Consider the following 12,905-nt stretch of genomic DNA (forward strand, 5'->3'; position numbering starts at 1 on the left):
GCCGAACGTACGCCAGCTTTGCGGGGCAAAAGGGAGGTCATTGTACACACCGACACAGAGGCTCACAAATTTGACGACGAAATGTCGCAAATCTATGTCGCATTTGTGAAAGGTTTAAAGCGATATGCTGTGCTAGTCAAAACTTTTTTAATTTTGACCGCCGCGACTCAAAGACTACTGTGACGCAGACACCACAAGGCACGCGGCCTGTGGAGGCGGCATGCGCTTGTAGAAATTTTGAGGTGCTTGGAGAGGCGGCCTGGGTAAGGCCGCCGAATCTTCAGCGAGTTGTTGCCAGTTCCTGTTGGACGCTGGCGACAGTGCGAGGCCAAGGTTTACCAGCCTGAACCTTCGCTGGCAAGGCCTTGATGGCAGTAACGGCTGCATCGCGGTTGGCGAAACTACCGTAAGTGATGACGTAAAGCGGTTTGCCGTTGAGCACTTTCTTGAAGTAGCGGTACTCCCCGCCCTGCTCTTTGACGAAACTTTGCGCGGCCGATTCGGAGCTGGTGCCAAGGATTTGCACCACGTAGCTACCCGGTGCCTGGCCCGCGTACCAGTTGCCACCGGCGGCTTTGGCCACGGCAGCTGGCTTCTCGACAGGTTTGGCCACGACGGCTGGCTTGGCGGGCGCTGGAGCCGGTTTGGCCACAGGCGCAGGGGCTGGCTTGGCCACAGGCGCTACAGGCTTGGCAATCGCGACCTGAGTCGGGGCAGGTGTCGGTTTGGCGGCTGGTGCTGGCGCTGGCCCCGCTGGAACGCCAACCGGCGGCGCAGTGGTGGTCACGGTCGGCGGTGTGGCGCTGGAGCCTTCGACCGGCACGCCATCATCGCCTTCGGTAATGCCACCAGCCGCTTCGGCCAATGGACCACGCATCACCGGCTGCGAGTTACCGACCAGCGGTAATGGCATCGGTTGTGAGTTACCGGCGAACTCCACGGAGGGAGCGCCTGCACTGTTAGGTTTTGGCGTGCCCTGGCCCAGCGGCAGTTGCGCCTGTTCGTTGGCAGGTGCGCCGGTGGTCGGTGCTTTGTTGCGACCCGGCATCAACCAGGCGGCAGCTACCGCGACCACGACGACGGCGGAAATCGCCAATACGTGTTTCTTCGGCATGTTGAACCCCATACTTGGACGCTTGACCGCTGAGCGGCTGGCAATCATGGCTTCGATCATTGCATCGCGGGCGACCTGGTTGATTGCGCCAGGCCAACCGTCGGAGCTTTCGTGAATATCAGAGATCTGATCCGCAGTGAAAAGTTCGATTCCCCGGCCAGCGCCTTCGAGACGCTGATCCAGATATTCGCGGGTTTCTTCTTCGGTGTAGGGCTGTAACTCGATGACGTGAAAGCGCTCTTCCTCAAGGCTCAGCGCATCAAGTTGAGCGATCAGCGAGGACTCGCCGAACAGGAATACGTGCGGACGACCCTCCGGCGCGCCGGCAGCCAGGGCCAGCAAGGCTTCCAGAGCGGACTCGTCGAGTTGCTCGGCGTCATCCACCAGCAAATAGACTTCCTGCCCCGTAAGCGCAAGCTGCACCACTTGAGCCAGGATCGCACCGATCTCGGCCTGGGCAATATTCAGCGCCTGGGCCACTTGATTAAGCACCCCAGCCGCATCGCCGGCACCACGGGCGGAAACCACCACGCTCTGCACTGACTGTTTGTTGGTGCTGGCCACCAGGGCCTGACGCAACAGGGTTTTGCCACTGCCTTGCGGGCCGGTGACCACCAGCAACAGCTGACTGTAACGAGCCAGGTGGTGCAGCTGTCCCAGCACCGGCTTGCGCTGGGCCGGGAAGAATTTGAAGCCAGGCACCCGTGGAGCGAAAGGGTCATGACTTAACTGGTAATGGCCGAGGAAAGCCTCGTCGGCATGCAAACTAGTCATCGGGATCTTATTAACCTTTAAGCTGAGCCAGGGCGCGGTAATCCGCTCCCAGCGTGGCCTGTAAAACCTCTTTCGGATAATCGTCGGTCACCACTGCTTCGCCCATGTGGCGCAGCAGCACCAGGCGCAAACGACCGTCGATCACTTTCTTGTCAATTGCCATGTGTTCGAGAAAATCGGCTTCGGTCATCTCTTGCGGCGGGATGACCGGCAGACCGGCGCGCTGGAACAGGCGAATACCGCGATCACGTTCCTCTTCGCTGATCCAGCCCAGGCGCGCGGACATCTCCAGAGCCATTACGGTGCCAGCAGCGACTGCTTCACCATGTAGCCAGACACCATAGCCCATATGGGTTTCGATCGCGTGGCCGAAGGTGTGGCCGAGGTTGAGCGTGGCGCGCACGCCGGTCTCTTTCTCGTCGGCACCGACCACCGCAGCCTTGGCCGCGCAGGAACGTTCGATGGCGTAGGTCAGGGCGGCCTGGTCCAGGGCGCGCAGGCGATCGACGTTTTCTTCGAGCCAGGTCAGGAACGGCTCGTCGCAGATCAAACCGTACTTGATGACTTCCGCCAGCCCGGCAGACAGTTCGCGGGCCGGCAGGGTGTTGAGGGTGGCGGTATCGATCAGCACCACGTTGGGCTGATAGAAGGCGCCGACCATGTTCTTGCCCAACGGGTGATTGATCCCGGTCTTGCCACCCACCGAGGAATCGACTTGCGACAGCAACGTGGTCGGCACCTGGATGAAGTCGACGCCACGCTGGTAACAGGCGGCGGCAAAACCGGCCATGTCACCGATCACACCGCCACCGAGGGCGATCACCGTGGTGCGGCGATCGTGCCGCGCGGTCAGCAGACCGTCGAAAATCAGTTGCAGCGTTTCCCAGGTCTTGAAGGCCTCGCCGTCGGGCAGCACCACGGAAATGACCGAGAACTGCGCCAGACTACGGGTCAGACGCTCGAGGTAGAGCGGCGCGACAGTCTCGTTGGAAATGATCGCCACCTGCCGCCCGCGAATATGCGGGGCCAGCAGCTCAGGCTTGTCCAACAAACCTTCGCCAATATGAATCGGGTAGCTGCGCTCGCCTAGATCGACCTTGAGTGTCTGCATGTGTCCCCACAGTGAAGATGGAATCAGGCGTCCTGCCTTGAGTTTACGAATTCCATGGCGTCTGCTGGTGTGACGCCGTCCGGTAGCCATCCGCCACAAACTTGAGCGGCTGCGACAGGACGCCGAGGATAGCGCATTTCGCCCCGCGCATTAACGGGGCGGCAGCTGCTGCAAGCGCTCGAGAATATCGAGCACCACCATACGCGGTGGCCGCTCATCGGTTTCCACCACCAGATCGGCGATTTCCCGATACAGCGGATCACGGATCGCCAGCAAATCCCGCAGGGTCTTGGCCGGATCGGCGGTGCGCAACAGCGGCCGATTGCGATCGCGAGCCGTTCGGCCCACTTGCTGCTCGACAGACGCATGCAGATAGACCACCCGTCCACCGGCGTGCAGCGCCCGGCGATTGGCTTCACGCATCACCGCTCCGCCACCGGTCGCCAGCACCACGCCGTCGGACGCGCACAGCTCGGCAATCATCGCCTGCTCGCGATCACGAAAGCCCGGCTCGCCTTCCTTATCGAAAATCCACGGGATATTGGCGCCCGTGCGCAATTCAATTTCCTTATCGGAATCTTTGAACGGCAGGCGCAGCTCTTTGGCCAGCAACCGGCCGATGGTGCTTTTTCCAGCCCCCATCGGTCCAACAAGAATCAAATTTCGCACAGAATCAATGACTCACAGCAATCGCCTGATTGTTCATGATACGCGGAGTGAGAAATACCAGCAGCTCGGATTTTTTCTCCGAAACCACGTCACGCCGGAAAAGGCGGCCAAGATACGGCACATCACCGAGAAATGGCACCTTATCTACAACCTTGCTCTGAGTATTTGAGAAAACCCCACCAATCACGATGGTCTCGCCGTCGTTAACCAATACCTTGGCGTTGACTTCGTTTTTCTTGATCGGCGGTACATCCTGCACTTTGTTCAGGTAGTCCGGTTCGTCCTTGGTGACCTTGACCTCCATGATGATGCGGTTGTCCGGGGTGATCTGCGGCGTCACTTCCAGGGACAGCGAGGCCTCCTTGAAGGACACGGAAGTGGCACCGCTGGAGCTGGCTTCCTGATAGGGGATTTCGGTGCCCTTGAGGATTTTCGCGGTTTCCTTGTCGGACGTGACCACCTTGGGCTGCGAGACGATTTCCCCGTTGCCGGTTTTCTCCATGGCCGTCAGCTCAAGGTCTAGCAGCACATTGTCGGTAATGAAGGCGATGCCGATCCCTGAGGTGTTGGAGGAAGTGCCAAGGTCGACGAACGGCGAGTTGGTGCTGGTGCTGCCCGGCGTGCCGACGGTGGTCGAAGAGCCGTTGACCCCGGAGCCGTTCCAATTACCCTTCTGCACCGAACCGCCCCAGCGCACGCCGAGGCTTTTGTCGTAATCGACGTTGGCTTCGACAATGCGCGCCTCGATCATCACCTGACGCACCGGAATATCCAGTTGCGCCACGATGCGACGCAGTTCGTCGAGGCGGTCCTGGGTCTGGTAGGCAATGATGTTGTTGGTCCGCTCATCGACAGTGATTGAACCGCGCTCGTCGACTTTCGCCTCGGCACTGGTCACCGACTGGAACAGCTTGGCGATATCGGCAGCCTTGGCGTAGTTGACCTGCAACAGTTCGCGACGCAGAGGCGCCAGTTCGGCGATTTGCTTCTGCGACTCCAGCTCCTGACGTTCCCGGGCGGCGATTTCATCGGCCGGTGCCACCAGCAGCACATTGCCGATCTTGCGCTTATCCAGGCCTTTGGTTTTCAACACCAGATCCAGCGCCTGATCCCACGGCACATTCTGCAGACGCAACGTGATGCCGCCCTGCACCGTGTCACTGGCCACCAAATTGAGGTTGGTGAAATCGGCGATCAGTTGCAGCACCGAGCGCACATCGATGTCCTGGAAATTCAGCGAGAGTTTTTCGCCGCTGTAGGCAAAACGTTCGGCGTTACGTTTTTGCAAATCATTGACAGTCATCGGCCGGATGCTGATGGTCAGTTTGTTATCGGTCTGATAGGTCGAATAATCGAAGGCGCCGCTGGGCTCGATGCTGATAATGGCCCGGTCGCCTGCAGCGCTGGCGTTGACGAACTGCACCGGGGTAGCGAAATCCTTGACGTCGAGGCGCACGCGCAACCGTTCAGGCAATTGAGTCTTGGTGAAGCCGACGATGATCTTGCCATCACGCTCCAGGATGTCCGGGGCAATGGACGGATCCGACAGATCGATAACCACATTGCCCTCACCCTGGGTGCCGCGCTGGAAATCCACGCCACGGATGGCCTTGCCCACAGGAGCACTGACTCTGGCGGGCGTCGGCACCGCAGCGGCTGCGCGCGGCGCGCTGGCAATCGGTTTTGACGCCTTGTTGCCGGCCGCCTGCCCGACGACCACGAACAGATTATTGCCTTCGACGCGCGCGTTATACGGCGTCAATTGCGTCAGGTTGATGATCAGCCGTGTGCGGTCCTTGGCCTCGACCACCGTGGCGCTGCGGGCATTGCCGCCGCCCAGATCACGACTCTTGTTCGCCAGCTGATTGGTCACCCCCGGTAAATCAAGCGCAATCCGCGCAGGCTGCTCAGTCGTATAGCCATGAGGCTGCGGTGGCGGTCCGTCGAACGACAACTTCAGCTCGACACGGTCACCGGGCAACGCGGCGACATCCAGCGCTTTGAGGTTGGCCGCCTGTACCATCGGCGACAGAAACGCTATCCATAGCGAAATACCGAAGGTTGAGAAAATCCTGTTCATTGTTCGAGTTCCACTATGAGTGCTCTTTCAAAGGGATGGTCCGCGGCCGCTCCAGCCAGGCGCCTTCGCCATCGGGAACGATTTCGACCACATCGACTTGCGAACCGCTGATGGCAACGATCCGCCCGTCGTTGCGCCCCAGGTAATCGCCGACTTTCAGCCGATGCACACCGCCCGCCCCGCGCAACAGCGCAAAGGAGCCGGAGGCATTGGAGATTGTGCCGACCATTTCAAATTGCTCGATGTTGAAGCCTTCGAGGTACTGCTTGACCCGGTTGGGGTCGGGCTTGACGTTGCGCGAGCCATGCTTCTGGCCAGCCAGATCGACTCTGACCTGGCGAGAAAACGGGCTACGCAAGTTGGCAGCGCTGTAGGTGAATGTCGGATAAGACTGGAATGTCGGCGTTGGCTCAATCTTGCCGGGGGCCCGCAGGCGCACTTCATTCAGGTAGGCGTCGATGTCGCTGAAACCATTATCGCCGCCACAACCGGCCAGGACGACCAGACACATAAGCATCGACAGGCAACGAATCGGGCTCATTTCTGCAACCCCTTGTCGTTGTAGCGGTAGGTCTTGGCAAGGATGCTCATGCGCAACTTAGGACCGCCGTCGGGATTGGCCGGCACCAGGTCGAAATCATGCAGAGTGACGATCCGCGGCAATCCCGCCACGCCGCTGACGAAAGTGGCCAGGTCGTGATAAGCGCCGGTGACGGTGATCTGGATAGGGAGTTCGATGTAGAACTGCTGGGTGACCTCCGGCAGCAGCTTGATCTCTTCGAACTCCAGGCCGCTGCCCAGCCCGGTGCGGGTAATGTCCTCCAGCAGGCCGGGCACTTCGGTGTCACTGGGCAATTGCCGTAATAACATGCCGAAGGAGTTCTCCATCTCCTTCATCTGCTGGGTATACAGCTCCAGATTGGCCGCCATGTGGGCTTTGGTCGCGAACTGCTCCTTGAGCGTCGACTCTTCCTCACGCTTGAGTTCGAGGTGGCTTTGCAGGTCGCTGATCAAAAAGCTGTAACCCAGGGCCAGCACCAGAACCATCAGCAGAACGCTCGCCAGGACCTTGATCGCCGCTGGCCAGGAACCCATGTTGTTGGTGTCCAGATCGTTGAAGTCGATCTGGCGCAACCCTTTGAGCCATTCGGACGGCCTCATTTAGCCACCCCCACAATTGCCGGCTGAGTCTGACGGACGGTCAACTGAAAAATATTGGCCTGATCCAGCTGACCGGCAGTGGTCGCTTTGACTTCCGTGAGATTGGGCGCATCGAACCAGTCGGACGCATCAAGATTGCGCATCAAATCCGAAACACGATTGTTGGACTCCGCCGCGCCGGTGATGGACAAGGTTTTGCCAACCATTTTCACTTCGGTGAAATACACACCGTCCGGCAAGGTCCGCGCCAACTGATCGAAAATCCTCCCGCTGATCGGTCGGTTACCTTGCAGGTCCTGGATGATGCGCATGCGCTCGACGAGTTGCTGGCGACGGGCCTTCAGGTCGCTGATCTGTTTGATCCGCTCGTCAACCACGGCAATCTGCTTGGCAATGTAATCGTTACGGGCAACTTGCCGATCAATGCCGCCGTTAATGATCTGGTCTGTGATCAGCAGCGCCCCGACCGATCCCACCAGCACACCGACCAACGCCAGTAAAAAGCGTTTGCGACGCGCTTCGCGCAGCTCTTCACGCCAGGGTAAAAGATTGATCCGTGCCATCAGTCGAAACTCCTGAGGGCCAGCCCGCAGGCGATCATCAGTGCCGGCGCATCGCTCGCCAGGGCACTGGCGTTGACCCTGCTGCTCAGAGTCATGTCGGAGAATGGATTGGCGACCTGCGTCGGCGTCCCCAGACGCTGCTCGATCAACCGGTCCAGCCCCGGGACCGAGGCAGTGCCGCCGGCCAGGAGAATGTGATCGACCGAACTGTATTGGCCGGAGGCAAAGAAAAACTGCAATGAGCGCGAAACCTGTTGCACCAACGCATCACGAAACGGCTGCAAGACCTCACTGGCGTAATCGTCCGGCAAACCGCCCTGCTTCTTCGCCAACCCTGCCTGCTCGACCGTCAAGCCATAACGGCGCTGGATTTCTTCCGTCAGTTGTCGGCCGCCGAACAATTGTTCGCGGGTGTAGATGATCCGCCCGTTATGCAACACGCTCAGGGTGGTCATGGTGGCGCCGATATCGACCACCGCCACGGTCAGATGCTCCTGAGAGGCGGCCAGCTGGGTTGCCAGCAGGCCGAACGATCGCTCCAGGGCATAGGCTTCGACATCGACCACTCGCGCGGTCAGCCCGGCCAGGGCAAGGGCCGCTTCACGAACCTCGACGTTTTCCTTGCGACACGCGGCCAACAGCACATTGACCCGCTCGGGGTTGCGCACCGACGCGCCCTGGACTTCGAAGTCGATCGCCACTTCATCCAGCGGATACGGGATGTACTGATCGGCCTCGATCTTCAGCTGGTTTTCCATCTCGTCGTCGGAAAGACCGGCGTCCATCTCGATGGTCTTGGTGATCACCGCCGAGCCGGCGACCGCCACGGCGACGTTCCTCTGGCTGGTTTTGGCCTTGAGCAGCACGCGCGCAAGCGCCTGCCCCACGCCTTCTAGCTCGGCGATATTTTTTTCGACCACGGCACTGGCGGGCAGCGGCTCGACCGCATAGGCCTCGACCCGATAACGGTCGCCCTGGCGGCTTAACTCCAACAGCTTCACCGACGTTGAGCTGATGTCGATCCCCAGAAGCGCATTGGTTTTTTTATTGAAGAGTCCTAGCACTACCAATTCCCTATGACTATCCGTGAGTTACGGACTCTGTAATATCCATTGCGTTCAATACCCCCGTCTTGACAGAAGCGCAAATGACGCTTCCCGCGGAAAAATGCTTATAATGCCGGGCGTTTTTCCGCTTTCACTGCAAGCGCGGGTCATTCTCTTTATAGCCTGAACCCTGATGCCTAATTCATTCTTTGCCCTGGATATCCAAAAGCCTTGATTCGTCTGCTGAAATTTTTCGGTTGGTCCATCGTCGCCGTTTTCTGCGGACTGCTCCTGGGTCTGAGCGGCGCTTTTCTTTACCTTAGCCCTGGATTGCCATCTGTGGAGGCGCTGAGAAGTATTCAGTTGCAGATTCCTTTGCGGGTGTACAGCAGCGACAACAAGTTGATCGCAGAATTTGGCGAAATGCGCCGTACGCCGATCCGTTTCGCCGACATTCCCCCCAATTTCATTAATGCGTTACTAAGTGCTGAAGACGACAATTTCGCCAACCACTACGGCGTCGATCCCAGCAGCCTGATGCGTGCCGCCACCCAGCTGGTAAAAAGCGGACACATTCAGTCCGGTGGCAGCACCATCACCATGCAGGTGGCGAAGAACTTCTTCCTGACCAGCGAACGCAGCTTCTCGCGCAAGACCACCGAAATCCTCCTGGCCCTGCAGATCGAACGGCAGTTGACCAAGGACGAGATCCTCGAGCTGTACGTCAACAAGATCTATCTGGGTAACCGCGCCTACGGCATCGAGGCGGCGGCACAGGTCTATTACGGCAAGTCGATCCGTGACGTCAGCCTGGCGCAGATGGCGATGATCGCCGGTCTGCCAAAAGCCCCGTCGCGCTTCAACCCGCTGGCCAACCCGGCCCGCAGCAAGGAACGTCGCGACTGGATCCTGGGGCGCATGTACAAACTCGGCAAGATCACCGAAGCCGATTACACCGCGGCGATCAACGAACCGCTGAACGCCAGTTACCATGTGCCGACCCCGGAAGTGAACGCACCGTACGTCGCCGAAATGGCCCGCGCCGAAATGGTCGGTCGCTATGGCAGCGATGCGTACACCGAAGGTTTCCGCGTCACCACTACGGTGCCGAGCGATTTGCAGGAAATGGCCAACAGCGCGGTTCACGAAGGTTTGATGACCTACGATCAACGGCACGGTTATCGCGGCCCCGAGTCACGCCTGCCAGGTAAAACCCGAGAGGCCTGGACCCTGGAGTTGACCAAGCAGCGGACCATCAGCAGCCTGGAACCGGCGATCGTGACCCAGGTCGACAAGAACGGCGTGCAGGTGTTGACCCGCACCGGCGAAGAACACGTCGCCTGGGACACCATGAAGTGGGCCCGTCCGTTCCTGAACACCAACAGCATGGGCGCCAATCCGAAGCAGCCGTCGGATGTCGCACAGGTCGGTGATCTGATTCGCGTACAACGTCAGCCAGACAATTCGCTCAAATTCAGCCAGATTCCGCAGGCCCAAGGCGCACTGGTGTCCCTCGATCCGCAGAACGGCGCCATTCGTTCGCTGGTCGGCGGTTTTGCCTTCGAGCAGAGCAATTACAACCGCGCCATGCAGGCCAAGCGTCAGCCGGGTTCGAGCTTCAAGCCGTTCGTCTATAGTGCCGCTCTGGATAACGGCTACACCGCCGCCAGCCTGGTGAACGACGCACCAATCGTGTTCGTCGACGAATACCTGGACAAGGTCTGGCGCCCGAAGAACGACACCAACACCTTCCTCGGCCCGATCCGTATGCGTGAAGCGCTCTACAAGTCGCGCAACCTGGTCTCGATCCGCCTGCTGCAAGCGCTGGGCGTCGACCGCACCATCGACTACATCAGCAAGTTCGGCTTCAACAAGCAGGACCTGCCACGCAACCTGTCCCTGGCACTGGGCACCGCGACCCTGACGCCGATGGAGATCGCCACTGGCTGGAGCACCTTCGCCAACGGCGGCTACAAGATTTCCCCGTATATCATCGACAAGATCGAAAGCCGCAACGGCGACACACTGTTCGTTGCCAACCCGCCGAGCGTTCCGAAAGGCAACGTAGTCAGCGACGGCATCGCCGTGCCGGCCGCCAATACCTTCACGGTCAACGCCATCCCAGGCGAAGCGCCGGGCACCCAGCCAGTGTCACAAGCGCCAGCGGTGGCCGAACGTATCATCGATGGTCGCACCACCTACATTCTCAACAGCATGCTTGAGGACGTGATCAAACTCGGTACTGGTCGTCGTGCGCTGGCCTTGGGCCGCAGTGACATTGCGGGCAAGACCGGTACGACCAACGAATCCAAGGACGCCTGGTTCTCCGGCTACAACGCCGACTACGTGACCACCGTCTGGACCGGCTTCGACCAACCGGAAAGCCTGGGCAAACGCGAGTTCGGCGGCACCGTCGCCCTGCCGATCTGGATGAACTACATGGGCGCCGCTCTCAAAGGCAAGCCACCTCATACCCAACCGGAACCGGAAGGCATCCTCAGTCTGCGGGTCGACCCGGTCAGCGGCCGTGCAGCCACCCCAAGCACGCCAGGCGCCTACTTCGAACTGTTCAAGGCCGAAGACACGCCGCCGTCGGTGAACGAGCTGGGTAACGGCAACGCACCGGGTAGCCCGCTGCCTGCGGACGAAGCGGCGCCGATCGATTTGTTCTGATCGCCGCACACCAAAAAGCCCCGCCTTCGACAGAAGTGCGGGGCTTTTTATTGCCTGTCGGTTATGCGTTGAATGACCTGCCCCCTTCGCGGGCAAGCCCGCTCCCACAAGGTTCTGTGGCGTTCTCAGGAGCTGTGAATCACCGCGATCCCTGTGGGAGCGGGCTTGCACGCGTGAAGAGGCCCTTACAAACGATGCAAATCTCTCAGATATAAAAAAGCCCCGACTCAGAATGAGCCGGGGCCTTTGGTTGAAGCGTTACAACGGCTTAGCCGTTGAACACGTCATCCACGCTTTTCAGCGGGTAGTTCTTCGGATACGGCAGCGTCGCCACACCAGTCTCGATCGCAGCCTTGGCCACGGCATCGGAGATCAGAGTGATCAGACGGGCATCCATTGGTTTCGGAATGATGTACTCACGACCGAATTCCAGCTTGATACCACCGTAGGCGTCGCACACTTCCTGAGGCACTGGCAGTTTGGCCAGTTCACGCAGGGCGTTGGCGGCAGCCACTTTCATTTCTTCGTTGATGCGCTTGGCGCGAACGTCCAGGGCACCACGGAAGATGAACGGGAAGCCCAGTACGTTGTTGACCTGGTTTGGGTAGTCCGAACGGCCGGTGGCCATGATCACGTCGTTGCGAGTGGCGTGTGCCAGTTCCGGGGAGATTTCCGGATCCGGGTTCGAGCATGCAAACACGATCGGGTTGGCCGCCATGGACTTCAGGCCTTCAGCGCTCAGCAGGTTCGGACCGGACAGGCCAACGAACACGTCAGCGCCTTGCAGCGCGTCAGCCAGGGTGCGCTTGTCGGTCGCGTGAGCGAACACAGCCTTGTACTGGTTCAGGTCGTCACGGCCGGAGTGGATCACACCGGTACGGTCAACCATGTAGATGTTTTCGATGTTGGCGCCCATGCTCACCAGCAATTTCATGCAGGAGATGGCGGCAGCACCGGCGCCCAGGCAGACGATCTTGGCTTCCGGCAGGGTTTTACCGGCGATTTCCAGGGCGTTGATCATGCCGGCAGCGGTCACGATCGCGGTACCGTGCTGGTCATCGTGGAATACCGGAATGTCGCACTGCTCGATCAGAGCGCGTTCGATTTCAAAGCACTCAGGTGCCTTGATGTCTTCCAGGTTGATGCCACCGAAGGTGATGGAGATACGCTTGACGGTGTCAATGAAGGCTTGCGGGCTTTCGGAGTCGACTTCGATGTCGAACACGTCGATGCCGGCGAAGCGCTTGAACAGAACACCTTTACCTTCCATCACCGGCTTGGAAGCCAATGGACCGAGGTTACCCAGGCCCAGAATCGCGGTGCCATCGGAAATGACTGCAACCAGGTTGCCTTTGCCGGTGTATTTGTAGGCCAGTTCAGGATCGCGGGCGATTTCGCGTACTGGTTCGGCTACGCCGGGGCTGTAGGCCAGCGACAGGTCGCGGGCGGTAGCAGTGGCCTTGGTGAGCTCGACACTCAGCTTCCCTGGACGAGGATTGGCGTGATATTCGAGAGCGGCAGTTTTCAAATCAGACATGTGGGCATTCCGCTTTTTACTGTTGGACAGACGGACCGCCGAGGATACTCGTGTCGCAAAGTCCCTACAAGACTGACCAGTCACCCCTGTCAAGCGCCCTGCCCTACGACTTTGGGCCAAGAGCCACGGAACACAAGGGATAGACTGTTCACAATCGATAGAATAAATGTCTACAAT

At 59.5% G+C, this 12,905-nt stretch carries 10 protein-coding genes; 1 reads left to right on the plus strand and 9 read right to left on the minus strand.

Annotated features, from left to right (window positions below):
* Positions 1–280 precede the first annotated feature (280 nt).
* From J3D54_RS06195 to J3D54_RS06230, 8 genes are all read right to left on the minus strand, one after another.
* Complete coding sequence (locus J3D54_RS06195) at positions 281–1,888, minus strand: AAA family ATPase (RefSeq protein WP_253417145.1); 1,608 nt, start codon at positions 1,886–1,888, stop codon at positions 281–283.
* A gap of 10 nt (positions 1,889–1,898) precedes the next feature.
* Positions 1,899–2,999, minus strand: coding sequence for a 3-dehydroquinate synthase (gene aroB / locus J3D54_RS06200; protein WP_253417146.1), 1,101 nt, complete (start codon positions 2,997–2,999; stop codon positions 1,899–1,901).
* Positions 3,000–3,149: 150 nt separating this feature from the next.
* Positions 3,150–3,668 carry a shikimate kinase AroK gene (gene aroK, locus J3D54_RS06205; protein ID WP_019581860.1) on the minus strand — a complete coding sequence of 173 codons (519 nt, stop codon included), beginning with the start codon at positions 3,666–3,668 and terminating at the stop codon, positions 3,150–3,152.
* Positions 3,669–3,672: 4 nt separating this feature from the next.
* Positions 3,673–5,748, minus strand: coding sequence for a type IV pilus secretin PilQ (gene pilQ, locus J3D54_RS06210; RefSeq protein WP_253417147.1), 2,076 nt, complete (start codon positions 5,746–5,748; stop codon positions 3,673–3,675).
* A 13-nt stretch (positions 5,749–5,761) separates the two neighbouring features.
* Positions 5,762–6,289, minus strand: coding sequence for a pilus assembly protein PilP (locus tag J3D54_RS06215; RefSeq protein ID WP_253417148.1), 528 nt, complete (start codon positions 6,287–6,289; stop codon positions 5,762–5,764).
* Complete coding sequence (gene pilO, locus J3D54_RS06220; protein ID WP_253417149.1) at positions 6,286–6,909, minus strand: type 4a pilus biogenesis protein PilO; 624 nt, start codon at positions 6,907–6,909, stop codon at positions 6,286–6,288. Before pilO ends, J3D54_RS06215 begins: the two co-directional genes overlap by 4 nt.
* A complete protein-coding gene (locus J3D54_RS06225) occupies positions 6,906–7,472 on the minus strand; it encodes a PilN domain-containing protein (RefSeq protein ID WP_253417150.1) in 567 nt (188 codons plus the stop codon). Before J3D54_RS06225 ends, pilO begins: the two co-directional genes overlap by 4 nt.
* Complete coding sequence (locus J3D54_RS06230; protein ID WP_253417151.1) at positions 7,472–8,536, minus strand: pilus assembly protein PilM; 1,065 nt, start codon at positions 8,534–8,536, stop codon at positions 7,472–7,474. Before J3D54_RS06230 ends, J3D54_RS06225 begins: the two co-directional genes overlap by 1 nt.
* Before the next feature lie 213 nt (positions 8,537–8,749).
* On the opposite strand from J3D54_RS06230, the gene J3D54_RS06235 reads away from it, so the two are divergent.
* A complete protein-coding gene (locus J3D54_RS06235; protein WP_253417152.1) occupies positions 8,750–11,191 on the plus strand; it encodes a penicillin-binding protein 1A in 2,442 nt (813 codons plus the stop codon).
* Between the two features lie 268 nt (positions 11,192–11,459).
* Here the strand turns inward: J3D54_RS06235 and J3D54_RS06240 are convergent, their stop codons facing one another.
* Positions 11,460–12,728, minus strand: a complete 1,269-nt coding sequence (locus J3D54_RS06240; protein WP_253417153.1) for a malic enzyme-like NAD(P)-binding protein — start codon at positions 12,726–12,728, stop codon at positions 11,460–11,462.
* Positions 12,729–12,905: the final 177 nt, after the last annotated feature.

It is taken from the genome of Pseudomonas sp. GGS8 (assembly GCF_024168645.1).
Taxonomy (GTDB): Bacteria; Pseudomonadota; Gammaproteobacteria; order Pseudomonadales; family Pseudomonadaceae; genus Aquipseudomonas.

What these genes read in the sequence shown, in the direction of transcription:
- aroB (WP_253417146.1), bottom strand. Translation starts at nt 2,999, where the DNA reads ATGCAGACACTCAAGGTCGATCTAGGCGAGCGCAGCTACCCGATTCAT.
- J3D54_RS06195 (WP_253417145.1), bottom strand. Translation starts at nt 1,888, where the DNA reads ATGACTAGTTTGCATGCCGACGAGGCTTTCCTCGGCCATTACCAGTTA.
- J3D54_RS06215 (WP_253417148.1), bottom strand. Translation starts at nt 6,289, where the DNA reads ATGAGCCCGATTCGTTGCCTGTCGATGCTTATGTGTCTGGTCGTCCTG.
- J3D54_RS06225 (WP_253417150.1), bottom strand. Translation starts at nt 7,472, where the DNA reads ATGGCACGGATCAATCTTTTACCCTGGCGTGAAGAGCTGCGCGAAGCG.
- pilQ (WP_253417147.1), bottom strand. Translation starts at nt 5,748, where the DNA reads ATGAACAGGATTTTCTCAACCTTCGGTATTTCGCTATGGATAGCGTTT.
- pilO (WP_253417149.1), bottom strand. Translation starts at nt 6,909, where the DNA reads ATGAGGCCGTCCGAATGGCTCAAAGGGTTGCGCCAGATCGACTTCAAC.
- J3D54_RS06240 (WP_253417153.1), bottom strand. Translation starts at nt 12,728, where the DNA reads ATGTCTGATTTGAAAACTGCCGCTCTCGAATATCACGCCAATCCTCGT.